This is a genomic window from Sphingobium aromaticiconvertens (assembly GCF_037154075.1).
Classification (GTDB): Bacteria; Pseudomonadota; Alphaproteobacteria; order Sphingomonadales; family Sphingomonadaceae; genus Sphingobium; species Sphingobium aromaticiconvertens.
Genome location: NZ_JBANRJ010000001.1, coordinates 3,331,469 through 3,357,566, shown reverse-complemented (window position 1 = coordinate 3,357,566; position 26,098 = coordinate 3,331,469). Strand labels below are relative to the sequence as shown.

The 26,098-nt window shown below is 66.0% G+C and carries 24 protein-coding genes; 8 read left to right on the top strand and 16 right to left on the bottom strand.

Translation table 11 applies throughout. From position 1 onward, the window contains the following. Positions 1 to 133 precede the first annotated feature (133 nt). From WFR25_RS15970 to copC, 9 genes are all read right to left on the bottom strand, one after another. Complete coding sequence (locus WFR25_RS15970) at positions 134 to 1,000, bottom strand: ArdC family protein (RefSeq protein WP_336969721.1); 867 nt, start codon at positions 998 to 1,000, stop codon at positions 134 to 136. 169 nt (positions 1,001 to 1,169) lie between these two features. After that, the gene (locus WFR25_RS15965) at positions 1,170 to 3,332 is read right to left on the bottom strand and encodes an integrase (RefSeq protein WP_336969722.1); all 2,163 of its coding nucleotides are present in this window, start codon (positions 3,330 to 3,332) and stop codon (positions 1,170 to 1,172) included. Then, positions 3,329 to 5,116, bottom strand: a complete 1,788-nt coding sequence (locus WFR25_RS15960; RefSeq protein ID WP_087573768.1) for a hypothetical protein — start codon at positions 5,114 to 5,116, stop codon at positions 3,329 to 3,331. The genes WFR25_RS15965 and WFR25_RS15960 overlap by 4 nt, the downstream gene beginning before the upstream one ends. Next, positions 5,113 to 6,462: a tyrosine-type recombinase/integrase gene (locus WFR25_RS15955; protein WP_087573767.1), complete on the bottom strand. Its 1,350-nt coding sequence runs from the start codon at positions 6,460 to 6,462 to the stop codon at positions 5,113 to 5,115. Before WFR25_RS15955 ends, WFR25_RS15960 begins: the two co-directional genes overlap by 4 nt. Positions 6,463 to 6,619: 157 nt before the next feature. After that, positions 6,620 to 7,390, bottom strand: coding sequence for an ArdC family protein (locus WFR25_RS15950; protein ID WP_473829110.1), 771 nt, complete (start codon positions 7,388 to 7,390; stop codon positions 6,620 to 6,622). A 462-nt stretch (positions 7,391 to 7,852) separates the two neighbouring features. Beyond that, positions 7,853 to 8,245, bottom strand: a complete 393-nt coding sequence (gene cueR / locus WFR25_RS15945; RefSeq protein WP_119036695.1) for a Cu(I)-responsive transcriptional regulator — start codon at positions 8,243 to 8,245, stop codon at positions 7,853 to 7,855. Beyond that, positions 8,242 to 10,632 carry a heavy metal translocating P-type ATPase gene (locus WFR25_RS15940; protein WP_119036694.1) on the bottom strand — a complete coding sequence of 797 codons (2,391 nt, stop codon included), beginning with the start codon at positions 10,630 to 10,632 and terminating at the stop codon, positions 8,242 to 8,244. The genes cueR and WFR25_RS15940 overlap by 4 nt, the downstream gene beginning before the upstream one ends. A gap of 290 nt (positions 10,633 to 10,922) precedes the next feature. Then, positions 10,923 to 11,810 (bottom strand): copper homeostasis membrane protein CopD, encoded by an 888-nt coding sequence (gene copD / locus WFR25_RS15935; protein ID WP_119036693.1) that lies wholly within the window; start codon positions 11,808 to 11,810, stop codon positions 10,923 to 10,925. Positions 11,811 to 11,812: 2 nt separating this feature from the next. Next, positions 11,813 to 12,199 carry a copper homeostasis periplasmic binding protein CopC gene (copC, locus tag WFR25_RS15930; RefSeq protein WP_119036692.1) on the bottom strand — a complete coding sequence of 129 codons (387 nt, stop codon included), beginning with the start codon at positions 12,197 to 12,199 and terminating at the stop codon, positions 11,813 to 11,815. A 119-nt stretch (positions 12,200 to 12,318) separates the two neighbouring features. Between copC and WFR25_RS15925 the strand changes: the two genes are divergently transcribed. The 7 genes from WFR25_RS15925 (at position 12,319) to WFR25_RS15895 (ending at position 17,667) form a co-directional block, all read left to right on the top strand. Continuing rightward, a complete protein-coding gene (locus WFR25_RS15925) occupies positions 12,319 to 12,597 on the top strand; it encodes a hypothetical protein (protein ID WP_119037249.1) in 279 nt (92 codons plus the stop codon). After that, on the top strand, positions 12,594 to 13,031 hold the full coding sequence (locus tag WFR25_RS15920; protein ID WP_119036691.1) for a periplasmic heavy metal sensor: 438 nt from the start codon (positions 12,594 to 12,596) through the stop codon (positions 13,029 to 13,031). The genes WFR25_RS15925 and WFR25_RS15920 overlap by 4 nt, the downstream gene beginning before the upstream one ends. After that, positions 13,028 to 13,600, top strand: coding sequence for an RNA polymerase sigma factor (locus tag WFR25_RS15915; protein WP_119036690.1), 573 nt, complete (start codon positions 13,028 to 13,030; stop codon positions 13,598 to 13,600). The genes WFR25_RS15920 and WFR25_RS15915 overlap by 4 nt, the downstream gene beginning before the upstream one ends. Before the next feature lie 109 nt (positions 13,601 to 13,709). After that, positions 13,710 to 15,581, top strand: coding sequence for a copper resistance system multicopper oxidase (locus tag WFR25_RS15910; protein ID WP_119036689.1), 1,872 nt, complete (start codon positions 13,710 to 13,712; stop codon positions 15,579 to 15,581). After that, on the top strand, positions 15,578 to 16,717 hold the full coding sequence (locus WFR25_RS15905; RefSeq protein WP_119036688.1) for a copper resistance protein B: 1,140 nt from the start codon (positions 15,578 to 15,580) through the stop codon (positions 16,715 to 16,717). The genes WFR25_RS15910 and WFR25_RS15905 overlap by 4 nt, the downstream gene beginning before the upstream one ends. Positions 16,718 to 16,752: 35 nt before the next feature. Next, positions 16,753 to 17,196, top strand: a complete 444-nt coding sequence (locus WFR25_RS15900) for a DUF305 domain-containing protein (RefSeq protein WP_119037248.1) — start codon at positions 16,753 to 16,755, stop codon at positions 17,194 to 17,196. Between the two features lie 45 nt (positions 17,197 to 17,241). Next, positions 17,242 to 17,667 carry a DUF411 domain-containing protein gene (locus WFR25_RS15895; protein WP_336972240.1) on the top strand — a complete coding sequence of 142 codons (426 nt, stop codon included), beginning with the start codon at positions 17,242 to 17,244 and terminating at the stop codon, positions 17,665 to 17,667. A 188-nt stretch (positions 17,668 to 17,855) separates the two neighbouring features. Here WFR25_RS15895 and WFR25_RS15890 read toward each other — a convergent pair whose 3' ends face one another. The 6 genes from WFR25_RS15890 to WFR25_RS15865 all read right to left on the bottom strand — a co-directional run bounded on the left by WFR25_RS15890 (position 17,856) and on the right by WFR25_RS15865 (position 25,234). Next, complete coding sequence (locus WFR25_RS15890; protein ID WP_119036686.1) at positions 17,856 to 18,476, bottom strand: cation diffusion facilitator family transporter; 621 nt, start codon at positions 18,474 to 18,476, stop codon at positions 17,856 to 17,858. A 4-nt stretch (positions 18,477 to 18,480) separates the two neighbouring features. Next, positions 18,481 to 21,705, bottom strand: coding sequence for an efflux RND transporter permease subunit (locus tag WFR25_RS15885; RefSeq protein WP_119036685.1), 3,225 nt, complete (start codon positions 21,703 to 21,705; stop codon positions 18,481 to 18,483). Positions 21,706 to 21,708: 3 nt separating this feature from the next. Then, positions 21,709 to 22,890 (bottom strand): efflux RND transporter periplasmic adaptor subunit, encoded by a 1,182-nt coding sequence (locus WFR25_RS15880; protein ID WP_119037247.1) that lies wholly within the window; start codon positions 22,888 to 22,890, stop codon positions 21,709 to 21,711. A 7-nt stretch (positions 22,891 to 22,897) separates the two neighbouring features. Beyond that, entirely contained in the window at positions 22,898 to 24,157 is a 1,260-nt protein-coding gene (locus WFR25_RS15875; protein ID WP_119036684.1) for a TolC family protein, read from the bottom strand. A gap of 64 nt (positions 24,158 to 24,221) precedes the next feature. Beyond that, complete coding sequence (locus tag WFR25_RS15870) at positions 24,222 to 24,557, bottom strand: hypothetical protein (protein WP_147373716.1); 336 nt, start codon at positions 24,555 to 24,557, stop codon at positions 24,222 to 24,224. Between the two features lie 17 nt (positions 24,558 to 24,574). Then, positions 24,575 to 25,234 carry a cation efflux transmembrane domain-containing protein gene (locus WFR25_RS15865; protein WP_119037246.1) on the bottom strand — a complete coding sequence of 220 codons (660 nt, stop codon included), beginning with the start codon at positions 25,232 to 25,234 and terminating at the stop codon, positions 24,575 to 24,577. Positions 25,235 to 25,303: 69 nt separating this feature from the next. On the opposite strand from WFR25_RS15865, the gene WFR25_RS15860 reads away from it, so the two are divergent. Next, entirely contained in the window at positions 25,304 to 25,720 is a 417-nt protein-coding gene (locus tag WFR25_RS15860; RefSeq protein WP_245968600.1) for a MerR family transcriptional regulator, read from the top strand. On the opposite strand, the gene WFR25_RS15855 is transcribed toward WFR25_RS15860, so the two are convergent. Next, on the bottom strand, positions 25,707 to 26,087 hold the full coding sequence (locus tag WFR25_RS15855) for a copper-binding protein (protein ID WP_119036682.1): 381 nt from the start codon (positions 26,085 to 26,087) through the stop codon (positions 25,707 to 25,709). The genes WFR25_RS15860 and WFR25_RS15855 overlap by 14 nt on opposite strands. Positions 26,088 to 26,098: the final 11 nt, after the last annotated feature.

The window sequence follows — 26,098 nt, the reverse complement described above, 5'->3', positions numbered from 1 at the left end:
AGGGAGCCCGAAAAATCAGCGCCGCCGCGCCAGCGGCGTCCGCTGGTGAGCGGGCGAAGCCCGCGCATCGCCATGCGCGACGAAGCGGCCGAGCCCGCGAGGGATCGGCCGCTCAGCGTTGGTCGCTGCTGGATCATGGCTGCCGGGTGTGCATCCAGTCGGCCGCCGCCTGCGCCTTGCTCGCCGCGGTGAAGATCGCCCGGGGCTCGTCCTTGAGCAGTTGCAGCCAGGAGGCGATGTAGGCCGCGTGATCGGGTCGCGGTTCGTGCGCGATCCCGAGATCGGCGAGCAGGAACGATGCGGTCAGCTCGGCGGTCGCTTCCTCCATGGCGAGCGCGTGCTTGGTCCACTTGGTGCTGAAACCCCGGTCGAGCCGATGGGCTGCGCCACTGGCATGAGCTGCCTCGTGAATATGGGTGGCGTAGAAGCCGTGGGCGTCGTGGAAGGCGCTGAAATCCGGCATGTGGATGCGGTCTTCGGCGATGTGATAATAGGCGCTGGCCGAGCCGTAGACGGTATCGATGCCGAGCGCGGCGATGAAGGCTTCGGCGGCGGCGAGGCGTTCGCTCTCGGGCAGGACCGGCCCCGGTTCGGGCGCATAGCCATCGATCTGATCGGCGTTGAACAGGCTGAACGCCTTGGCGAAAAGCCGTCGGTGGTCGCCATCATCGTCGCTGGCTTCGTCACCCTTCGCGCGAAACTCCTTCCAGAGGACGCCGAGGCTGGCGTGCTCGCCCTTGCGGACCTGCGCGCCGAGCGCCTGCCACTGGCGATAGGTGCCCCAGACCCCGCTCGCATAGCCGCTGCCATAGGCGGCCGCCCAGAGCGAGACCGTATTTATGCCGCGATAGGGCTTGCCGCTGGCGACGTTGGTCGGGCGGGTGACGTCGGCGCCGGAATGATGCCACGGCATGCGCCAGGTGCCGGTGCCGGCTTCGATGGCGTCGACGATCGCTTGCGTGACGCGAGCGTAGACGTCTGAGCGTGGTGAGGCTGACATGATCTGTTCTCCGTTCTCGCGCCGGGGACCATCCCCGGCGGCGGAGGCCCGTTCGCGCCGGGCACAGGGGGGCTCGCGCACCCGTCAGGGCCGCAGCGAAGCGAAGGACGGCGAAGCCGTTGCGCGGGCGCGCCGACCGGCGCAGGACTCCGCCAACAGCCGGGGTGGTCTACGGCGCGGGAGGATCGATCCCGGCAATCACCGCGGTCAGGCGATCGAGCTCGCGCTGGAGAGCTTGACGCTGGAGATCGGAGATGCGCCGTTCGCGTAGATGCGCCCTGGCATCGGCCGCCGCGCGTTCCCAGGCCGGCCTGTGGCGGACGGTGATGCAGGCGTTGGGACAGCGGGTCGGCTCGCACAGGGCGGTGAGTGGCTGCGCGGGATCGGGGGTCGTCACGCGCTTGAGGCAGAGCGCGGTCGCGGGATCGAAGAAGCAATCCGCGAGCGGGCCGACATGGAAGGTGCGCGCGACGCTGGCGAGCATGACGCGCAGGCGGGCGCGATCGGCGATCATGGCGGGCAATGGCCCGAGTTGAACGGCGGCATCGTCGAGCGTCCGCCCGATACGCGGTCCCGCCGGCCCTCCAAGCGATGCGCCGCCCTGACGCCGGTCGAAATAGTCCAGCAGGTCATCAGTCCGACCGAGCCGGCGCTGCGCCTCGACCTCGGCGCGAAACCCCGAAGCGCTGGTCCCGGCATAGCCTTCGAACGCGGCGACCGAGGCGTGCTTGTACTGGATCATGCCGGCGATGGTGCCGAACGGACGGTTGGCGATGTGCCACGCGATCGTGCGCCGGAACTGCCGCGTCGTGATGCGCCACGGCTTGCCATCGGGACCGGGCGGGATGACCGGCATATCGGGGCTGCCGAAGGCGGTGTTGAGGTGATCGCGGAAGGTGTTGAGCTGACGGACCACCTCGCTCGACAGATGCGTCTTGGAGACGGCGCTCGCGCGCAGCACCGGCCAGAGCGTATCGCTGCCGCTGGCGCGCGCCGGTCCTGCCGACAGGCGTTCGAGCACCGTGATCGCATCGGCGACCGGCTCGATCGTCACCCAGCTCGCCGCCTCGCCCACGGCCGCCCGGCGCTTGTAGATGGTCGATCGGATGCGATGCCGCTCGATCAGGCCGTCCTCACTGCGCGCGATAGAGAGACACCCGCGCCGCATCGCCTGCACCTCGCAGTCGCGCATGCCGGTCAGGTAGGCGCACACGATATAGGCGGCGGCCTGGAGCACCCGTTCCTCGTGTGCGAGAGTCTTCGCGTCGAAGCGCTCGCGCCATGGCCGACCGCTCTCGGGATCGATCGAGATCGGCGTGTCCATGCCGCCGACCTCTACCCCCAGCTCGGCCGCCACTGCGTCGATCAACCTCGCTTCACCGCCGGTCAGCAGGAGATGCGCGCCTGGCTCGGCCTGCACGTCGATCCCGGCATGGAGATGCAGGAGATGGGCGTTGATCGGTGGGGTCACGGCGCCGGTGTTGGGGTCGACGCGCAGCTTGCCGTTATGAGCGGTGCCCCAGATCGGTGCGCCGCGCCCCTCGCGGCGTCGGCGACCGAAATAGGCCTTCAGGCGGGTGCGGCGACGTTGCCGGCGATCAGCGTCCGGGAGGCCGGAGTCGGCGGCGACGAGACGATCCCGGCGCGCTTCGAGCCGATCAAGCTCGCGACGGGCTGCGAGAATGTCGTCAGCGAAGACGGTGACGTAGCGCAACGACCATGCGAGCAGCGCGGCGATGACCTCTTCCGGGAACCGCGGCGTGCGGTTCTCCCGGACATGCCGGTAGCCCGCGACGCGGGCGGGCGCCTGTCCGGCCCAGGGCTCGAATGCAAGGCCTCCGCCAGCGAGGTGGTCACGATAGTGATAGAGATCGGGGACCACTTCGAGGAGGTGGCCGACGATGACGGGTCGCCGGGCCGGATCGGCACGAAGGTGCCGGGCATAGGCATCGACCAATGCCTGATCGATACGGGAAACGTCGAGCCGTCCGAGCCGCTCACGGGCGAAAGCGAAGAACCGGCGGGCACGGTTGAATGCCTGGCGAATGCTCGCCGGCGGCAGCTTCGGGCGGTAGCCGGGAAGATCGACGTTGAGACGGGCGTAGAGATAGGCGCGCATCGCCGCCTGCACATCGGCATGTTCGAGCACGTCGAAATGCACGGTGACGTGGCAGCGCCGGGCGTTCTCGCGGAATACGGCGAGACCGAGATCCCAGCTCGGGTCGCCGACGCGAGACAGCTCCTCGCGGGCGTGGCCCTCCTTGAGCGGCGCGCTCGCCAGCACGGGGCGATCGTCGAAGGCAGGCTCTTGGGCATGGGCGGGTATGGTCATGCGCGTGCCTCCGGCGGCAGATAAAGCCGCTCGCTCTCCATCTGCCGGCGCGCATCGGCGATGACGGCATCGGAGAAGGCCGGCACGACCTGGGCGGTGATGCGGGCATGGACGCGGCCGAACTTGGCCGCCCAGTCGGTCGCGGGCAGGCTCAGCCGCTGCTCTTCGACGAAGACGAGGAAAGCCAGGATCGCGGGGAGCTTGCGCGCGGTGATGACGGCGTTAGGGCAATCAAGGCAGCCCCAGAAGGGCTGCGCACAGGGCGAACCGGCCTCGGCGAAGGGACTGTTATGGAAGCCCGCGCAGGCGGCGAGCCAGACATCCTGTTCGCCGTCGAGCAACGGACCCACGGTAGCCAGCGGCATCAGCGGCTCGGCCTGATCGGGCGCTTTGCGCAACGCCTGCTCGGCGGTGGGCGGAAGCACGGTCGGCATCGCGGCGGCGACCGCTGCGCGGAAGGCGTCGGCGACGGCCGTCTCGTGCAGGGGCCGGAGCGACGGCAGATCAGCATAGTGGCGCGCCGCTACCTCGCGCGAGTGGCCGACCGCGAAGCGGGCCATATGCCCCTCGGTCTTGGTGTACCATAGCGCCTTGTGGGTCTTGCGGAGCCGGGAGAGCAGCAGGTGGAGCGGCTTGCCGTCGTCATCGACAATATCGTTCTGCGCCACCCAGGCATCGATCCGTTCCGTCGGGTGGCGGATACCTGCCCGCAGGCCGCCAGCGTTGTGATAAACCCAAATACGATCGTCGTTTAGATGCGTGCGGGCAGTCGCCGTGACCTCGATCAGGCGACGAATAAGACCGCCAGGCGTGCCACCACCGCCGTCGCGGACGCGCATGCTCTTATGCTCGGCGCCGCGAGCGCGGCGCTTGAGATAGCGCAGCTCCACCGTGCCGGCATGGGGGTTGGTGAGACAATCCACGGTCAGCGTCTTCAGGCACTCGGGCTCGAGGCCGGTATCGAGCGTGAGCAACACGAGCAGCGCCGGCAGATCGCGCGCAAGCAGGTGATGGCGGCCATGCAGGTCGTCGATGAGCGTGCTGATCGGCAATGCGCGCCGCATGCGCATGAAATAGAGGCTCTTCAGCGCGGGCTGGTCTGCGACGATAAAGCCCTGCCGCGCGATGATCGCTTCGACATCGGCGCGCGCGCTGGCGATGACCGGGTCGCCCTCATCGGTCCGGTCGTCGGCGCCGAGACGGCGGAACATCGCTTCGACATCGGTCCTCGCGGCGTCGCGCAACGCGCGGGCGACGAAGGGGCTATAAGCATCGCGCGGGGTCGAGCGGCCCGCCGATGTGGCCAGCGTGTAGCGCAGCCGCTCATGCAGGTCGGACGCGATCCGATCGGGCCGGTCTGCCTCGATCGCGCGCAATGTGTTGATGATCTTGCCGACCGTTATGTGCCGGTGGATCGCGCCCATCCCGCGCTGTTCGAGCGCGGAGGCGAACCCATCGATATGGACTGCGCGCAGGTCGCTGACGCCAGCCACGTTCAGCGCGTCATCGCCAAGCCAGGCGAAGAACAGGCGGTAGGCATTTACATACTGCTTGATGACGCTGGCCGCACCGATGGGGCCGCCGAGCGCCGCTGACCGACGTAGCGCGCCCGCGAAGGCGATGGCGAGTGGGCGAGGAACGAGCCCAGTCATATCGATCAGGACCGTTCCGCCATGCCGTGCCTCGATCGTGAACTTGAGGCCGAGCACAGGATCGGGCTGCACGGACTCCGGCGTGATCGGCGCGAAAGCGACAGGCCGGCCCTTGCGGGGATGCCCGCTCATGCGCCCTGCGGTCCCGGCAGCAGCGCGAGCAGCTCCTCGACGGCCGCGTCCACCGTATCGGCGCGCGTCGCGATATGATCGAGGTAGATATAGGTGGTGGTGAGGCTCGCGTGGCCGAGCAGGCGTTGCACCTGTTGCAGCGGGTCGCCGAGGATCAGCCGATAGCTCTCCGCCGGCCCCGCCGGCAATGCCGCTTCGCGCAGTCGCTGCTGGATCAACAAGGCGAGCATATGAACTGCGAATGTGTGGCGAAGCTGGTGTGGGCTGATCGACAGCGGCAAACCGTTCTCTGCGCACCGGTTGCAGGCACGGGTGAAGATCACCTCCCACGAGTTGGGGCGAACCGGCTGCCCGACCTCGGTCAGCCATAGCGCCGCCGGCTCGTGGGGCGGTCCATCCTCGTCGCACAGGATCAGGCGGCATCGTTCCTCCGGGGTGCAGACATCGCGCATGCGGTCGAGACCAGCACGGGTAACAGGGATAGGTCGTTCGAGCTTGGTCGCGCCGTCGCGCACGGCGAACTTGGCCACGCCCGCCGCGCGCTCGACGGCGACATAGGCGGCGATCTGACGAAGCAGCCGACGCGGGATCAGAACGCTCCGTCCTCGGTCGCCCTTGGTGAGCGGCGGCGGAAGAGGCAGCCAAAGCTGTCGGGCCTCGCCGTCCTCGCGGTCGATCGCCGCGAGCTCGGCAGCGAGCAGGCCCGACGCCTCTTCGAGGCGCAGGCCGGTGGTGACGAGAAGATCGGCGAACAGCGCGTTGCGCAGCCCGTTGCGATCGCGAGCGCCGGGGCGCTCAGTGCCGTCAGGGGTGAGCCCGCGCAGGCCGACCTCGCGAAAAATGCGATAGTCGTCCATCGTGACGAACCGAACATCCGATCGCCTGGCAACACGTTCATAGGCGTCGTTGCGCGCCGCGATCATGCCGCGACCGCCGCCCTGCGCCGGTTGCCACACGGCGCGGCGGCTGAACGGCGCATCGGCGATCCACCCTTGCTGCTCGCCCCAGCGGTAGAGGCGATCGAGGCTGGCGACGGCGCGGTTCCAGCTTGCCGCTGTGATCCGGTGATCGGCCTCATCGCGGCGTCGCTCACGGTGATAGGCGTCTACATCGTCGCGGGTCGCGGCCCACACGGTCTTGCCGCAGGCATCGAGAAAGCGAAGCCAGACTACGACATCATAGGCATAGGCGCGAAGCGAGTGCCGCGATCGAACACCCGACAGCGGCAGGTCGAGAAAGAAGCGATCCAGATCGGGATCATAGAGCGCATCGTCCCGCAGGATCAGCGGCACATGCGCATCGAGGCCCTTGGCCTCGCGGCGCTCGCAAACAGTAATGATCGACACCGGCGCGAAACCCTCCCCCCGGACCCCCCACCCGGAAGCTGACCTTCACACCGGTGCGCCTGATGGCCCGGCAGCAATCAGGCTGGCCTCCGCCAGCTCTTGGGTCAGCGCTACGGCCAGCCTGATTACTGCCTACCGTGGGCGTCCATCGCCGACCTTACTGCAATGTTGCGGGCGGCGCAGACTGTCCAGATAAGGCAACCAGCTCCTCGCGTCCATATTCTTTCGAACCGAACGCGCCGGTCTGATCGCGGTCGAGCCGGCTCCGGCCGCCGACCCAGTGCGATAGCTCGTGAAATGCCGTCCTGTGCCAGTTTATGGGATCGAAATAGGCGTCCGGTCGCGGCACCTGCACATAGTCCTGACCTGGAGCATAGAAGGCGCGGTCGCCGCCGATGCGGAAGTCGGCGCCGGTCGCGACGATCAGCGCCTCGGCTTCAGGCAGAATAAGCCCTTCGGGTACGGGCGGCGGCGGGGCCGCGATGCGTTCAGGCAATCCTTCGCACTGGTTGGTCGAGAAGACGGTGTAGCGTTTGAGGAAGGGGATCGAACCCGGTTCACGGCCGTCCTCGCTGGCGCGCCGGCGTTCGCTGTCCGGCGTAAAGCGATGGGCATAGACGACGGTCGTCCCGCGCTCGCCCTTGCGCACATTGCCGCCCAGCGCGAGCGCCTGCCGGAAAGTGAGGAAGCTGTTGGTCGAGAAGCCGTTGGCGACCACGGCGTCCCACAGGATCAGAATGTTGATCCCGGAATAACGGTCGCCGGTTTTGCCGTTGCGCGGCATGTCGAGCGACGCCTTCGACGTGGCCCACGGCTGGACCCAGGGAACGCGGCCGGCCTCCAGCTCGGTGATGATCTTGTCGGTTATGGACTGGTAGAGGTCTGTCCGATCGCTGTCGGTGCGAGAGGTGGTGTTGGTACGTGTCATCGCGAGTCTCCGCGACGGGTCGGCAGCGAGCCACTCCCTCTGCCTTTCAACCCGTCACGGCCAATCCGGCCGCACTCTCCCTCTCGGGGCGTTGCGGGGTGTCCCCGCTGATGGGGTACGGCCAGACCCAAGGGGGCGGGGCGTCAGGGGAAAGCCTTCCCCCCATTCCAGATGAGCGTCGGCTTAACCGCCGACTCCCGGAAAGGTCTAAAACGTCCTGAATGCGTCATGCAATGCGGGGCACTACCAGTCGCAAAGGACTGGTGAGAATGCGGCATCTGATTTCTGAGGGAATTTCAGGCGATTACGCACAATCTGGTGATTGTCTGGTGGGTATTCTTAAAGGACGCTGTTCGAAGGGGGTCCGCAAGACCGTCTGAACTTCTTGATTTTATTCGGCGCATGGCGGATCGCACACATCCACTGGTCGCGGCCAACGTGAAGTAACGGCAGACCGCACAGTCAGGTCTGTCGCTCGAGCGTGTCGAGGATCGGGCAGTCGGGCCGATCGTCTCCGTGACAACGCGCTGCCAAGTCAAGCAGTGCACGGCGCATTTCCTCGAGCGCTACAGCCTTGCAGTGCAGTTCGTCGGCGCGCGCGGTCGCCAGCGACTTTACGTCGGCAGATGACCGTGCGTCATCGCTCCACAACCCCAACAGCGTCCTGATTTCCTCGATCGGGAAGCCAAGGTCGCGGGCATTGGCGATGAACCGCAGGCGGTGGACATCGGCGGCGGCATAATCACGATAGCCGCTGTCCCGGCGTAGCGGCACCGGGATCAGGCCAATCTTCTCATAATGGCGGATCATCCGCTGCGAGACGCCGCTCGCCTTCGAGGCCGCGCCGATATTCACGCTTTCACCGCATTGAGGCTCACCCGATTGAGACGCAGCGCATTGGCGACGACGCTGACCGACGACAGCGCCATCGCCGCCGCCGCGATCATCGGCGAGAGCAGGATGCCGAAGACCGGATAAAGCACCCCCGCCGCGATCGGCACGCCAGCGGCATTGTAGATGAAGGCGAAGAACAGGTTCTGCCGGATATTGGACATCGTCGCCTGGCTGAGTTGGCGGGCGCGGACGATCCCGTTGAGATCACCCTTCAACAGGGTTATGCCCGCGCTTTCCATGGCGACGTCGGTGCCATGCCCCATCGCGATGCCGACATCGGCTGTCGCCAGCGCCGGCGCATCATTGACCCCGTCGCCCGCCATGGCGACGACCCGCCCTTCCTGTTTCAGCCGCGCGACGACAGCGGCTTTCTGATCGGGCAAAACGTCGGCCTCGACGGCATCGATACCAAGCTGACGCGCAACCGCTTCCGCCGTCGTGCGATTGTCGCCGGTCAGCATCACGACCTTTATGCCATCGGCGCGCAAGGCGGCGAGCGCTTCGGCCGTCGTCTGCTTGATCGGATCGGCGATGGCGAACACGCCCGCAACCTTGCTATCCAGCCCCATGAAAATCGCCGTCGCGCCATCCTCGCGAAGCTGGTCAGCCTGTGTGGCGAGGGAGGAGGTGTCGATCCCGGCCTCACCCAGGAAACGGGCATTGCCAAGCGTAACGCGCCTGCCTTCGACCACACCCAACGCGCCCTTGCCGGTTGGCGAATCAAAGTCGCTGACGGGTGGGATGTCGATGTCACGGTCCATCGCCGCGTTGACGATCGCCAGCGCCAGAGGATGTTCCGACGCACGTTCGACACCCGCGGCAATCCGCAGCAATTCCGTCTCCTCGAAACCGTCCGCTGCGATAATCCGGGTGACGGCGGGTTTCCCCTCGGTCAGCGTCCCGGTCTTGTCGACAACCAGCGTGTCGACCTTTTCCATATGCTCCAGCGCCTCGGCGTTCTTGATGAGAACGCCAAGTCCCGCGCCGCGGCCAACGCCGACCATGATCGACATCGGCGTCGCCAGTCCCAGCGCACAGGGACAGGCGATGATCAGCACCGCCACCGCCGCGACCAGTCCGTGTGCCAGGCGTGGTTCCGGCCCCCAGATGCCCCAGGCGGCGAAGGCGACAACCGCGACCGCCAGCACGGCAGGCACGAACCAGCCGGCGACCTGATCGGCCATGCGCTGGATCGGGGCGCGGGAGCGCTGCGCGTCGGCGACCATCTGGACAATGCGCGCCAGCATGGTGTCCCGTCCGATCTTGTCGGCGCGGATCACCAGCGCGCCGCTCTGGTTCATCGTCCCGCCGATCACCGTGTCGGCGACGGTCTTGGTGACCGGCATGGATTCGCCCGTCACCATCGATTCATCGAGCGCCGAGCGGCCTTCCTCTACCACGCCATCGACCGGAACCTTTTCGCCCGGCCGCACCCGCAGCCGGTCGCCCACCGCGATCAGGTCGAGCGAGACTTCCTCTTCGCTGCCATCCTCGGCGATACGCCGCGCGGTTTTCGGCGCCAGGTTAAGCAGCGCCTTGATCGCGCCGGAGGTCCGCTCGCGCGCGCGCAGTTCGAGAACCTGCCCGAGCAGCACCAGCACGGTGATCACAGCCGCCGCTTCGAAATAGATAGCGACCGACCCGTCGGCCGCACGGAAGGCCGCCGGAAACACATCGGGCGCCAGTGTCGCGACGACGCTATAGCCCCAGGCGACGCCTGTTCCCATCGCGATCAGCGTGAACATGTTGAGGTTGCGCGTCTTCAGCGAGGCCCAGCCACGTTCGAAGAAGGGCCAGCCCGCCCAGAGCACAACCGGCGTCGCCAGCGCGAACTGAATCCAGGTCGACAGCTTCATCGGCACGAGATGATGCAGCGCCGGAAACAGGTGACTGCCCATTTCAAGGATGAACACCGGAAGAGCCAGCGCCAGTGCGATCCAGAAGCGGCGCGACATGTCGATCAGTTCAGCGCTCGGTCCGGCGTCGGCGGTCACCAGTTCCGGCTCGAGCCCCATGCCGCAGATCGGGCATGCGCCGGGATGGTCCTGCCGGATCTCGGGGTGCATCGGGCAGGTCCAGATCGCCCCCGGCGCGGCATCCACCACCCGGTCGGCCGCTGGGATCAGATAATATTCCGGATCGGCGACGAATTTGTCGCGGCAGCCGGCGCTGCAAAAATGATGCTCATGACCGGCATGGGTTGCATGATGCGCTGTCTGTTGCGGATCGACGGTCATGCCGCAAACCGGATCGACAATCATGGCCGCAGAATCTTCCTTGCCGTGCTCCCCATGGCTTCCGCAACACCCATGGTTCCCGGAATGCGCACTATGTTTCGACTCGGTCATCAACCGTCTCCTTAAATCAGAGAGCAATCTGGAGTTTGACATCATGTCAGAGTCAATAGCCGTCTGACCTTAACACAGTGTCAAATGAGACAGTCTCGCTTCGATCCGAAGGAACTGAACGAGAGTGCTGGCAAGGCAGACCAAATTTGAGGTAGGTAAACCCGGTCCCTGTCAGGGGGCGGTCGCTTAGCGCTATCGCGGTTCGTCGCCGCGACGAAGCTCAGTCTCCGCCATCGCGGACCCGTGGTGACCCTTCAGCTGGCGCATGAAGTCGGCGTCGGCCTCGCCCATCAATCGACCGGAGACAATGTGCCGAGGATCGCCACGACCGCGAGGACGAGAAATGCCAGCGTGGTCTCGGTGATGATCGCCCGCCGCAACCGACGCACGGCGATCACATGCTCCCCGCCGTGAAGTGTCGCTCTGATACCCGGCACAAACCGCCATCGGTTGAGCCCCGCCAGACCAAGCATCGCGCCGAACAGGGCGAGCTTGAGCAGGAGCAGCCGCCCATAGGCGGTCGCAAACGTCGCCGCGAGCCCATCGACGCCAACAATGGCGAGCAGATTTATAGATCCCGTGACGACGATCACGCCAACGATGATCGCGCCAATGCCTGAAAAGCGCTCCAGCGCTGAGAGTGCAGGCGCCACCGCTTCCGGCGTCTTGAAGTCGAACAGCAGGATGCGCGCGAACATCACCAGCGCCGCGATCCAGATCGCACCGGCGACAAGATGACCGATGTCGCTGGAGCGATGCACCCAGCCGAGCGCGGCTTCGGACGCAGCCGCGTGCCCGCTCCAGGCAAGCGAACCCAGCGCGACCACCGCCAGCGCGGCGATGACCAGTCGCCCCGCGCGCCCGGTGCTCCAAAGCACCGCCACCAGGCCGAGCGCCGCCGCGCGAACGATATGCGATATGCCCATGGGCGTTTCGAACGCCATGAATGTGAGTATCTCGCGGTCGAGCGCCGACACGTCATTGCCCGTCATCGCCAGGCAGGTCGCGCCAAACTGCGCAAGGGTGATGACCACGCCGAGCGCAGCCGCCCAGCCGATCACGCGCCGACCGATTACAGGCGCGTAACGACCGAGGCCGCCGCCCAAGGCCAGGCCAGCCAGCAGCATAAGATCGGCATAGGCAGCGAAACGCAGCCCGATCACCACCCAGGCGTCCATGATCAGCGGACGCTGAAGCTGTGTTTACCGGTAATGCGATGCGTGTCCGCGCCGACAATGACCCAGTCCGCGCGGTAGCTGCCTGCCGGCAGCGGATTCGCCGAGGTGAGCACGATCGATTTGCCATCGGCGGCAACCACGCTGGTGACGCCGGTCATTTTCATCTCGGGGTGGTTGGCCGTCCCCGGCATGCCGGTCATGACCAGGGTGGCGGTCGAGAGCTTGGGCATCAGCCCCTCGCTGAAGGTCAGCCGGACGGTATTCGTGCGCGCAACGGTCGCATTGGCGGCGGGGATCGCGGCAACGAGCTTGGGATGCGCGAACGCGGCAGCCGGTGTTAGCAGTGTCGCCAGCGTGGCGATGATCGCTGCGGTCGGATTGAACTTCATCTCGATCTCCTGTGGAATATACCGAGATACGCAGCAAAGGTGTCTATCCCTCAACTAGCACCGGTGAGGGATCATCCTCGTTCATGCGTATCAGGATCAGCCACATAGTGAGACATGTCATGCACACGAACATTGACGACGCACTCGCACGCCTGGCAACGCAATCCCCACATCGGGGGCTTACGGGTCTGGAGGATCGCGTCCTAGGGGCGATTGCGCACCAGCCCGCCGTCACGATCGGCGCCGGAACGACGCTGGCGGCCGTAGGGCTGGCGTTGGCCCTCGGCGTTTTCAGTAATGTCGTTCCATCAACGGAAGCGCAGGCCGCTCCGACCCTGTCACCGTTCGGCGCGCCGAGTCCGCTTGCGCCATCGACGCTGCTGGGCGGGACGCGATGACCGCACGGCGCATCGCGCTCGTCACGGTCCTGGCCTTCCTTGCCGCCATGATCGGCGTCGTCGTCGGACGGCACTTTGTCGAACCCGCACCCCAGCCGGGCGCCGAGCTGCATGCCGTCCTTCACGACCAGTTGAGACTCGACGCGGCCCAGGAGCAGCGGCTGCATACGCTGGAGGAAGCGTTTGCGGTTCGCCGCCGCGCGCTCGAACTCGAAATGCGTGCGGAGAATGCCCGACTGGCCGAAGCGATCACCGCTGAACACGGCAACGGCCCGCGCGTCGCAGCCGCAGTCGATGCGTCGCACCGCACGATGGGCGAGCTCCAGAAGGAAACACTCACCCACATCTTTGCGATGCGGTCGCTGCTGCGGCCCGACCAGGCGGCGAAGTTCGACGCCGCTGTGACCAAGGCGCTGACCGAAGACGCGCGGTGACCGGCGCGCTTGCCGACAGGACGGACGGCGAGCTTGCCGCATTGACGCTTGCGGGACACCAGCTTGCGTTTGCTGAGATCGTGCGTCGGCACAAGGAACCGCTGCACCGGCTGGTCGCCCGAATCACCGGCGACGACGACGAGGCGCTCGATATCGTCCAGGAAACCTTTGTTGCGGCGCATCGGGCGCTACGCAGCTACGATATGGCACGCCCAATGCGCGCATGGCTGTCACGCATCGCGATCAATAAGGCGCGAGACTGGCGGCGGCGGCGGGCGGTGCGCCGCCTGATCGCCGTAGTTCTCCCGATCGACCATGTCGCCGATGCTGCGGATGTGACGCCGTCGATCGAGACATTGACCGCTGATCGGCAGGAGCTGCGGCGCGTGGCGGCCGCCATCGCGCTGCTGCCGGGCAATCTGCGCGAGACTTTGGTGCTGCGGACGATCGAAGGGCTGAGCCAGGCAGAAACCGGAGAAACGCTTGGAATCAGCGAGAAGGCGGTCGAGACCCGGCTCTATCGAGCCCGGCAAAAACTGGCGGAACGGCTGCGCGCAAGTGAGGCTTGACTTTGACACTGTGTCAGACCCCATTTGCGCCTCCTGAGAAAATTCGGGGTCATTGAGGGGTGGGGCGATCCTGCGCGTATCTCTCATGACTGCCACTTCGGGATGTAACATGACCGCATTGATCGATCGCCGGGCGCTCTTGCGCGGCACCGCCGCCTTGGGCGGCACTGCCGCTCTGGCCCCTTGGTTCCCGGCTTGGGCGCAGCCGGTGTCTGCCGGTATCGTGCGACCGTTGCCGATCGTATCGGGGGAAGATATCCGTCTGCGCATCGCGCACCAGATGATGACGATCGATGGGCGGACAAGCCATGCGATCGGCATCAATGGGACCGTGCCTGCCCCGCTTGTCCGCCTGCGCGAGGGACAGAATGTCCGGCTGCACGTCGAGAACGCACTCGATGAAGACAGCTCGATCCACTGGCATGGTCTGATCCTGCCATTTCACATGGACGGCGTGCCGGGCATCAGCTTTCCGGGCATCAAGCCGCGATCGACCTTCACCTATGAATTCCCGATCCAGCAGGCCGGCACCTACTGGTATCACAGCCATTCGGGCTTGCAGGAGCAACTCGGCCATTACGGCCCGATCGTGATCGACCCGGCAGGCGAAGACCCGATCCGGTCGGACCGTGAACATGTCATCGTGCTGTCCGATCACAGCGAAATGCACCCGCACATCATCTTCAGGAAGCTCAAGCAGCAGGGCGGCTATTTCAATTTTCAAAAGCAGACTCTGGCCGATCTGCTGCGCGGTGAAGGCCAGTCGGCCAAGGAACGCCTCGAATGGGGCAAGATGCGGATGGACCCGACCGACGTTTCCGACGTGACTGGCTCGACCTATTCCTTTCTCGTCAATGGCCATGGCCCGCGCGACAATTGGACCGGCCTGTTCACGCCCGGCGAACGGGTGCGGCTGCGGGTGATCAACGCGTCGGCGATGACGACCTTCAACGTCCGCATTCCGGGGTTGAAGCTCACCGTCGTTCAGTCTGACGGGCTCAATGTGCGGCCCGTCACGGTCGATGAATTCCAGATCGCGGTCGCCGAAACCTATGACGTGATCGTCGAACCCGCCGACGACCGCGCCTACACGCTCGTCGGTGAGAGCGTCGATCGATCGGGCATGGCCCGGGCGACGCTTGCCCCGCGCGAGGGGATGGCCGCCGAGGTGCCGCCGCTGAGGCCGCGTCCGCTCGCCGACATGAAGGACATGGGAATGGGCGACATGTCCGGCATGGATCACGGCGCGATGGCTGGCGGTGGCGCGGGCGCCGCCGCGACCAGCGGCGGTTGCGCACCCGAGCATGCCGCGATGGGGCACTGCACGCCTGCGCCTGTCACGAACTCGGCGGGGTCGATGGCCGGTATGGATCATTCCAGCGCGGTACAAGACGCTGCCGGCGGTGCGATGGCCGGCATGAATCATTCGATGCGCGATTTCTCGGTCGCCCCCGAGGTCAAGAAGACGCCGACCGTTCAGACTATTTCGCCAATGCCGATGGACCGGACCGGCGAGCCCGGTCAGGGGCTGGCGGACGTCGGGCACAAGGTGTTGGTCTACCGCGACTTGATGGCGGTGGACCGCAATCCGGATCTCCGCGCGCCCGACCGGGCGATGCAGATCCACCTCACCGGCAACATGGAACGCTATATGTGGGCGTTCGACGGCGAGAAATTGAACGAGGTCAAGGAGCCGATCCCGTTTCTCAAGGACGAACGGGTGCGCGTAACGCTCGTCAACGACACGATGATGGGCCACCCGATCCATCTTCACGGCCATTTCTTCGAGCTTGTCACCGGCCACGGCGAATATGCACCGCGAAAGCACACGGTGCAGGTCCAGCCAGGCGGGACGGTAACATTTGACGTGACCACCGACGCGGTCGGCGACTGGGCCTTCCACTGCCATATGCTTTACCACATGCATGCGGGGATGATGCAGGTCGTCACCGTCCGGCCACGCGGAGGAGACGACGCATGAAGACGCTTCTGCTCCTCGCCGCCGCCTCCGCGATCGCGCTGGCGGCACCCGCCGCCGCACAGACGATGGACCATTCGAACATGCCCGGCATGAAGATGCCGGCGAAGCCCGCCCCCAAGCCCAAGCCGGCGGCAAGGCCACGTCCGGCAGAAAAGCCGGCTGCGCGACCTGCTACCAATCCTGCCCCGGTTTCTGCCAAGCCGGCGACGCAAACAACAACGGGCGATCCGGATTGTCCCCCCGAACACGCCGAAATGGGGCACTGTACCCCTTCGACAGCGACTTCGACTGCGACACCGCCCACCAGCGCCGATCCGCATGCCGGCCATGACATGTCGGCAATGCCCGGCATGACGACGGAGGCGCACGACATGGGGACCGGCGGCACCGCGCTGTCCGCGGGGAACGCTCCCGCCCCCGCAGCCCCCGAGCCGAGCTATGCCGACCGGGTTTGGGGTCGCGACGCAATGATCGGAGCGCGCGCCGACCTGCGCCGCGGGCATGGCGGCGGCACCTTCAGCCAGGTGATGATCGATGTCGCCGAACTCCAGATTCGCCAGGGACGCGAGGGCTATCGCTGGGAGGGAGAAGGCTGGTTTGGCGGCGACATCAATCGGCTGGTCGTAAAGACCGAGGGCGAAGGCAGTTTCGGCGAGTCGGTCGAGGATGCGGAGGCCCAGGCGCTCTACAGCCGCGCGATCGGGCCGTATTTCAATCTTCAGGGCGGTATCCGCCATGATTTCGAACCAAAGGCGCGCACCTATGCCGCCTTCGGCATCGAGGGATTGGCGCCCTATTGGTTCGAAGTCGAGGCACATGCCTTCGTATCGACCAAGGGCGATGTGCTCGGGCGGCTCGCGGCAAGCTACGATCAGCGCATCACCCAGCGCCTGATCCTGCAGCCGCGCGTCGAGTTCAACCTGGCGGCGCAGGATGTGATCGAAAGCGGGGTCGGCGCGGGGCTTTCCGATGCCGAGTTCGGTCTACGCCTGCGCTACGAAATCGCACGCGAGTTCGCGCCCTATATCGGCGTCTCGCATTCCTCGAAGTTCGGCCGCACCGCCGACTTCGCCCGCGCGGCGGGCGAGGACCCATCGACGACCAGCTTCGTCGTGGGGATCAGAGCCTGGTTCTAAGCGTCCGAGCCGGGAGAACGGCAAGGAGAGTGTCCATGAAGAGTTCCTATCGCAGCCTCGCACTGCAAACCGTGATCAGCGGGGTCATCATGTATCTGGTGATGTTCGTGATGATCGACCGGCTGTCGAGCTTCTACAACAACCTCAACATGTTCTACATGACGCTGATGATGGTCGCGCCGATGGTGGTGCTCATGACCCTCGCGATGCGCGACATGTTTCCGTCGAAGCGAATCAATGCGCTGCTACTTGTCGGGTCCGCCGTCGCATTCTTCGGCAGCTTTGCGCTGATCCGCACCCAGACGACGATCGATGATACCGCGTTCCTGCGCTCGATGATTCCGCACCATTCGGGCGCGATCCTGATGTGCGAGCAGGCCTCGCTCACCGACCCCACCCTGATCTCGTTATGCGATGAGATCATCACGTCGCAGCGCGAAGAAATCGCGCAGATGGAAGCAATGCTGTCGCGCCGATAATTCGCGCTTAATTCAAATGGGAGAAGCCCGATGAGAACAATCCGCATGGTCGCTACCGCGTTGGCGCTTGCGCTGCCCGCAGTGGCGATGGCGACTGAACCCATTGTGGTTCATCGCGATCCCGGCTGCGGCTGCTGCGAAGAATGGGCCAAGCAGGTGAAAGTGCAATTCAAACGCGACTTGCGAATGGTCGACGATTCGAACCGCGCTCGGCTGAAGACCCGACTTGGCGTCCCAGCCGCGCTGTCATCCTGCCACACCGCAATCATCGACGGCATGGCGTTCGAGGGGCATGTACCCATTGCCGATATGAAACGGGCGCTCGCGACGCGTCCGGCGGGTGTCAAAGGTCTCGCTGTTGGCGGGATGCCGATCGGCTCGCCGGGCATGGAAGTGCCGGGAATGAAAGGCCAGCCCTACAGCGTTGTTGCTTTTGGGCCGAGCGGACAGAAAATCTTCGCACGTTATTGAAGCCAGAAAGGGAGGGAGGCACGGACGATCCACCCGGCGATTTGCACGTCCACCACCATGCCGCCCGGCTGATCCAAGGCCATCCGCACTATCCTGACCTGCATCACCGGCATGAGCATACGGATTGAGGTCGTCTTTGTGTCGTTCGATATTCGTCAGCTTTGCTACGCCATCGCAACTCTATGAACTCAACTTGTTAACCGAGCGCGCTCCTTACTTTCGATCGCATCGGAGCGGGCGTCCTTCAGAATTGTGATGCCGCCCTTGATAGCGATACAGGCGACCGCGACGCCGAGCACCAGATCCGGCCAGTTTTGACCCGTCCAAATCACGATCCCACCGGCGACCACAATGCCCCCGTTCGATATGAAATCGTTGAAGCTGAAGGTAGTTGCCGCACGAAGGTTCACGTCCGGCTCGCGCAACCGCTTCAACAACCACAGGCACAGACCGTTCACGATTGCCGCGACGATCGCCATGCCGATCATGGTGGGGCCGATTGGCTCGCTGCCGGTGAAGTAGCGCCGGCCCGCGTCGAACAGCACGCCCGCGGCGAACACCAGGAGCAGCACTCCCGACGTGATCGCCGCTCCCCGCTTCCATTTGGGCGAACGGGCCAGCGCGAGCAAGCTGATGACATAGACGATGGCATCGGAAGCGTTGTCGAGGCCGTTGGCGATCAACGCGCTCGAATCAGCTAGCACGCCCGTCACGCCAAACCCCGCCGCGAGGGCGAGATTGAGCAGAAGGACGATCCAGAGCGTCCGGCGCTTGTCGGCCGTGTCGAGCTTGAAACTTTCCTCGCTCATGCCGTCACTCCGATGCCAAAGACGCGGAAGGAGAGGAGTAGTCGGCCGAGGGTACGGGAGCTTCGCGCCTGCCGAACCGGGCATAGAGGGTCGGCAGCACGAACAGGGTGAGCAGGGTGGCGGATATGAGTCCGCCGATCACCACCGTGGCGAGCGGTTTCTGGACTTCAGCTCCCGCGCCGGTAGCAAGCGCCATCGGTACGAAGCCGAGCGAGGCGACGAGCGCGGTCATCACCACGGGCCTGAGCCGGGCGATCGCGCCTTCATGCGCCGCCTGGGCGCGCGCCATGCCCCGCGCCATCAAGTCCTGAATCGACGTGACCATCACAAGTCCGTTCAGGACCGCGATGCCCGACAGGGCGATGAACCCCACCGCCGCCGATATGGAGAATGGCATCCCCCTCAGGAATAACGCGAGCGCGCCGCCCACCAGCGCCAAGGGCACGCCCGTGAAGACGATCGCCGCCTCGCGGACGCTGCCGAGCGCCCCGTAGAGCAAGAGCAGGATAAGCGCGAAGCAGGCCGGCACGACCAGCGCCAGCCGCGCGCGCGCGGACGCCAGGTTTTCGAACGCGCCGCCCCATTCGAGATAGGTGCCGGCCGGCAAACGGACCTGTTGGCTAATCTTCGCCTGCGCGTCGGCGACAACGCTCGTCACGTCGCGTCCGCGCACGTTCGCCTGCACCACGACGCGGCGCTTGCCGTTCTCGCGGCTGATCTGGTTCGGGCCTTCCGTCACCACAATGTCGGCGACGCTCGCCAGCGGCACGAACGCGCCGTCGGGGGTCGGCACCGGCACTTGGCCTAGCGTCTCGAAATTCGCCCGCTGCGCGTCGCCCAACCGGATCGTCACCGCGAACCGCCGGTCGCCCTCGAAGATCATGCCAGCGTCGCGCCCGCCAATTGCGGCGGCGACCGTGTCCTGCATCGCGCGCGCGGTGATCCCCAACCGCGCCATCGCGTCTCGGTTCGGCCGAATGTCGAGCATGGGGAGTCCTTCGGTCTGCTCCACCTTCACGTCGGCGGCTCCCTCCACGTCTCGGAGGATGCCCGCGATCTGATTGGCGGTCGCGGTCATCTGCGCGAAGTCATCGCCGAACACCTTGACCGCTACATCGCTGCGGACGCCCGCGATCAGCTCGTTGAACCGCATCTGGATCGGCTGGGTGATCTCGTAGGCATTGCCGGGAAGCACCGACAACGCCGCCTCGATCTTCTCCACCAGCTCGACCTTGGCAAGTTTCGGGTCGGGCCACGCGTCACGCGGCTTCATGATGATGAAGGTGTCCGACACGTTGGGCGGCATGGGGTCCGACGCCAACTCGGCCGTGCCCGTTTTCGAGAACACAAACCGGACCTCGGGCACGGCTGCTACGGCCTTTTCCACCTGGAACTGCATCGTCTGAGCCTGTTCAACCGACGTGCCGGGAATGCGGAGCGCCTGGACGAGTACGTCGCCTTCATCGAGCTGCGGCAGGAACTCCTGGCCCAAGCTGCTATAGGCCCCGATCGCGAGCAGGAACGCGCCAATCGCGACACCCACCGTCATCGTCGGTCGGCGCATCGCTTGGGTAAGGCCGGGCTCGTAGCGCGCTTTTAGCCACGTCATGATCCGGCCTTCCTTTTCATCGACCGGCTTGCTGAGCCAGATTGCGAGCATGGCGGGCACGAAGGTCAGCGACAGGACGAACGCGAAGGCGAGCGCGATGATGACGGTCAGCGCCATCGGCGTGAACGTCTTACCCTCCACCCCGGAAAGCGTGAGCAGCGGCACATAGACGAGAATGATGATAGCCTGGCCGTACACGGACGGGCGGATCATCTCGCGCGCCGCGCTCGCAATCACCGACAGGCGCTCGTCCAAGTCGAGCAGCCGACCCTTATGGTGCTGGCGCTCGCCGATGCGCCGTAGCGCGTTCTCCACAATGATGACCGCGCCGTCGACGATCAGGCCGAAGTCGAGTGCGCCCAAGCTCATCAGGTTCGCCGACACGCCGCCCCGAAGCATCCCGAAGCTGGTCAGCAGCATGGTGATTGGGATGACCAAGGCCGCGATCATCGCCGCGCGGAAGTTACCGAGTAACAGGAACAGCACGACAATGACGAGGAGCGCGCCTTCGGAGAGGTTCTTCGCAACCGTTTTGATCGTCGAGTTGACGAGGGCGGTACGATCAAGGACCGGCTGCACGATCACGTCGGTGGGAAGCGAGGCGTTGATCTCCTCCAGGCGGTCGGCGACGGCCGAAGCCACGGCGCGGCTATTCTCGCCGATCCGCATGACCGCGGTGCCGACGACCACCTCGCGGCCGTTCTCGGAAGCGGAACCCATCCGGATCGCCTGACCGATCTTCACGGTCGCGACCTGATTCAAGAGGATGGGCACGCCCTCGCGGGTCGCAACGACGGTGCGCGCCAGTTCGCTCGCGTCCGCGATGCGGGCATCCGAGCGCACCGCCAGCCCCTCGCCGTTGCGGTCCACGACACCGGCGCCGACGCCCGTGTTGTTCTGCTCCAAGGCGTTCGCGAGGTTGTCCAAGCTCAAGCGGAGGGCCGCCAGCCGCTGCATGTCGGGGACGACCTGATATTGCTTCACATAGCCGCCAATCGTATCGATGCCGGCGAGCCCTTCCGTGTTCTTCAGGAGCGGAGTGACGATCCAGTCCTGAACCGTTCGGAGATAGGTTGCCTGCTCGGCCTGGGTGGTCAGCCGTTCGCCCTCGGGGGTGATATAGCTGCCGTCCGGCTGGATGCCGGGCTGCCCGGCCCTGTGCTTGTCCTCCGGTCTATGCGCAAGGCGGACGGTCCACATATAGACCTCGCCCAAGCCGGTCGCGATCGGCCCCATTTCGGGGACCGCGCCGGAGGGCAAGTTCTCCTCGGCGGTGCGTAGCCGCTCGGCTACCTGCTGACGGGCGAAGTAGATATCGGTGCCCTCGCTGAACACGGCCGTCACCTGGGCGAAACCGTTGCGGCTGAGCGACCGGGTATTCTCAAGGCCGGGCACGCCGGCGAGCGCTGTTTCGATCGGGAACGCAACCTGCTTCTCCACCAGCTCGGGGGAGAGGGAAGGCGCGCGGACGTTGATCTGCACCTGATTGTTGGTGATGTCGGGAACCGCGTCGATGGGCAGGCGGGCGAGTGCCCATCCCCCAATGATCGCGGCGATGGCTGTGACGAGCAGGACGAACCAGCGCCGCTCGACTGAGAAGGTGACGATACGGTCGATCATGGCTTAGTCCTCGTGCTCCGCTTCACCTTTTCCGAGTTCGGCCTTGAGGGTGAAGGTGCCCGTGCCTGCGATCTCCTCGCGGCCGGTCAGTCCGGACGTGATGACGACATTCGATCCGCTGGCCTGCCCGACCACGACGGGGGTCGCCTTGAAGCCCGTGGGCGTCCGCACGAAGACCACCGATCGGTTCTCGATCGACTGCACGGCCGCGGCCGGCACGGTCACGGTGCCGCTGCCGGCACCGGGGAGTTGGATCGCGGCCGTAACCGGCTCGCCGACGCGCCATTGGCCTGCGCGGTTGTCGACTAACGCGATGACGGGCACCTGGCGCGTGGTTTCGTCCAGCACCGGCGATACGAAGCTGACGCGGGCGGTCGAGCGACGCCCCCCGGCGGTGATCGCTACTGGCGATCCCGGCCGGACCAGGCCGGCATCGGCGGGGGATAGGGAGACCGTCACCGCCACCTGGGACAGGTTCGCGACCCGGAACAGCTCGGCGTCGGCCGCGACCGTCTGCCCCAGCACGACGCGGCGCGCGATCACCTGGCCGCCGATCGGCGACGCGATGCCGATGCGATTGAGCGCGCCGCCGCCGCCGCCCGCCGCCGCTACCTGCTGCTGCGCGAGACGGAGCGCGATGTTCGCCTCGGTGGCGGCCGTGCGCGCCGCGATCAGATCCTGCTCGGGGGAGACGCGCTCGGCGAACAGTCGCTGCTCGCGGCGAAGGTTGGACTGCGCGAGCGCCGATCGCGCGCGCGCCGCCTCCACTTCGGCCTTCAAGGATGCCGCCTCGCGGCTCTCGATGATGGCGAGTGTCTGACCGCGGCCGATCGACTGTCCAAGGTTGCGGGTGAGCGACACGATCCGCCCGCCAATGGCGGCGGATACGGCCTGCGTCCCCTGCGGGTCGCCCTCTATCGTCGCGGGGAGCGTCAGCACCCCGCCGCCGCCCGCCACGCTCGGCCGCTCGATCTGGATGCCGGCCGCGACGATCTGTCGGGAGGTCAACGTGATCGTACCCTCGGGAGCCGCCGCCTCGCCCTCATGCGCGCCCTCTGCTTCGTTGTGGCCGACTTCCTCGGTTGTGTTGGCGGCAATCTCGTTGCCGGTCTCCTGGCCCCCGCCGCACGCGGTAAGCAACAGGGCTAGGGTGACGGGCAATGTCGCCCGCTTGGCAGTGGTCATCATGGAATCAGTTCCTCGAAAGGTCGGGCGCGGCCGTCGCTAGACGGTTCCGATGAGCCTGGGCGTCGCGGTAGGCGGCGAGCGCGTCGATCGCGGCCGTGCGGGTTTCGGAAAGCGTGCGCTCAGCATCGAGTAGGTCGAGCTGGCCGAACTTGCCCTCGCGATAGCCGATGCGCGCGATACGCGCGGCCTCCTGCGCCGCCGCCAGCGCGGGGCCGCTTGCGGCGCGGGCGGTCGTGGCGGCGTTCGCTACTTCGGCCTCGGCGTTCGCGAGCGCCTGCGCCGTGTCCAGCTCGGCCGCGCGGCGCAACGCCTCGGCCTGGTCGCGCTCGGCATTCGCCTGGGTCACGGCCGCGCCCCCCCGATTGAACACGGGGAACGGCACGGAGACCCCAAATACCGCGGCAACGTCGTTGGTCTCCTCCAGCCGGCGCGCGCTCGCGCTTACCGTCACGTCGGGGACGCGCTGCGCGCGAGCGAGCCGCACCTGGGCGGTAGCAGTCGCCACGTCGGCCTGCGCCGCGGCAAGTGCGAGCGTACCAGCAGGCGCAACGCGAAGCGCCGGGCCATAGCCCTCCACCCGGTCGAACCATGCGAGGTCGAGGGGTCCCGATACAGGCTGACCGATGCGGCGCGCGAGATTGTCGCGCGCGACAATCGTCAGCCGCTCGGCGCGTTCCTCCGTGGCTTCCGCATTGATGCGGAGCACGTCCGCGCGCTGCTGCTCGATTGGGGAGGCTCGGCCCGCCCGCACGCGAACCGTCGCAGCGCGTAACGCCTCGCGGGCAATTTCGGCCTGCTCGCGCGCCGTTACAACGCGCCGCTCGGCCGCGACCGCCTCGATATAGGCTTGGGTGATCGCAAGTCGTAGATCGGCCGTCGCCAGCGCCGCGCCGATCCGGGCGCGGTCGCTCACTGCGTCAGCGACTGCCACGCGGGCGGAGCGCTTGCCCCCGAGTTCAATCGGGAGCTCTAGGCCGGCCGTCGTCTCGGCGCTGCGTAAGCCCCGATACTGACCGGAGCCGACGACATTCTCGGTTTCGGCAACGATCGTGGGGTTCGGCCGATAGCCGGCGACGGTACGCGCCGCCTCGGCCGCACGCACGCTGGCGGATGCGGCCTCTATGGATGGGGCGACGGCCCCCGCCAGCTCCAGTGCGCGCTCCAAAGTGAGCTGCGCGACCGGACTGGCAATGGGTGCCGTCTGCGCCTGCGCGAGCGACGCGCACGACGCAGCGGCCAAAAAGGCCGCAATGATACGATGCATGGGTGGAATACTCCTGACGAACCTCGAACCCCGCGCGGTGATGTCGGCGGGTGCTAGGACTCGGTCAGGCTATTGGTGGTCGGAGCGCGGGGTGAGCCAAGCCGCACGCCAAGGGGCTTTCATCGAAGCCTTCACGGGGCATGCTCGCCGCGGCATGAGAAGCAGCGGACTCCGTCGTCATCGGCAATCCGACACAGTGGCCGTGGCAACCCGCGTGATGGTGCGGGTAGCCCTTTTCGCTGTCCGCCGGAACCTGATCGGCATCGTCGGCAACATGTCCCAGCTCCGCCGCCGCCGTGACCTCAATGCACGCGTCGCCTTCCGTGGCGCGCGCGGCCGATCCCAGCCCCAATGATAGGGCGAGCATCAGGCAGAGGAACAGGGCGGACAATCGGTGCATCGCGAGCCTCCTAGCAGCTATCGACTTTGCTGTAACGGTTGTAGGGCAGACGTCCGCGGCGTGCCGGTCGCGCGGAGTTCCGCGCGGGCCTGAGCGATGATTTGAAACCCGCCCCACAATCCGAGAAATGCCATCAACGCCGCCACGATCAGGTCGGGCCATGCCGTGCCGGTCCCGAACACGCCCGCCGCTGCAAGCACAACGGCGACGTTGCCGATCGCATCGTTGCGCGAGCAAATCCAGACCGAGCGCATGTTCGCGTCGCCCGTTCGGAATCGGTAAAGCATCAACGCTACCCCGCCGTTCGCGAGCAGTGCCGCGACGCCGATCACGCCCATGATTTCGGACTGGGGTGCGGCACCGTGCAACATCCCCCAAGCTGTGGCGAGAAGCACGTAGAGCCCGAGCACGGCAAGCGTCGCGCCCTTGAGCAACGCGGCCCGCGCACGCCATGCGAGCGCCATGCCAGCGACGCCCAAGCTAATCGCGTAGTTGGCGGCATCACCGAAAAAGTCGAGCGCGTCGGCTTGCAGCGCCTTCGATCCGCCGGCGATGCCCGCCACCATCTCGATTGCGAACATGCTCCCGTTGACCGCCAGCGCGATCCATAGCGCGCGCCGCCACTTGGGGTCGTTGAGAGTGCCGCCCTTGTCCGATGGGCAGCTCGTGCAGGCCATGATCGTCACCTCGACCGAATCAACATGACAGCCTATATGCACCCTGTAGTCGCTAGAGGGTCAAGGGCCGTGGTCGAGAAACTGACGATCGGAAAGCTCGCGGAAGCAACGGGCACTAAGGTCGAGACGATTCGCTGGTATGAGAAGGTCGGGCTGATAGCGCCGCCTGCACGCACGGGTGGTAATTACCGGGCCTACTTGCCCGGCGACCTAGCACGGCTGTCCTTCATCCGACGCGCGCGCGATCTCGGCTTCCCGATCGAGCAGGTTCGCGCCTTGCTTGACCTGTCCGATGATCGCACGCGCGATTGCGCGACGGTCGATCGGATCGCGACCGAGCATCTGCGCGAGGTCGATCGCAAGATTGCCGGCTTGACCGCGCTTAGGCGCGAGCTGAGCGCGGTCATCTTGTCCTGCGATGGCGGGACCGTCGCCCAGTGCCGCATCATCGAAGCACTGGGGCCGGCCGATCCTATTGCTTGCTGATCGTCGTCACCTCGCCACCGCCGTCCTTGAGCGCCAGATCGAACGTCACCTTGTCGCCGACCGTGACGCCGTCGATGACGGCAGGCTTGGCATCAAACGCCATCGTCATCGCCGGCCAGCCGGCTTCGGGAATAGCCTGATGCTCGAGCGTGATCTTGCCCGCTGCCTTATCGATCGCGGTCACGGTGCCGCTGCCCTTGGCGGTTTTCGCCTCAGTGGGCATCGCCATGTTGCCCATGCTGGCTGCGCTCTCATTCATGGCGGATGACTGGTTCGCCTCCGGTGACGGCGGCGATTCGGCCTTCTGGCCGCAAGCGGCGGTCAGGGTGGTGAGTCCCAGGGCAATAGCCAATTGCACAGACTTCATGGTCTTCTCCT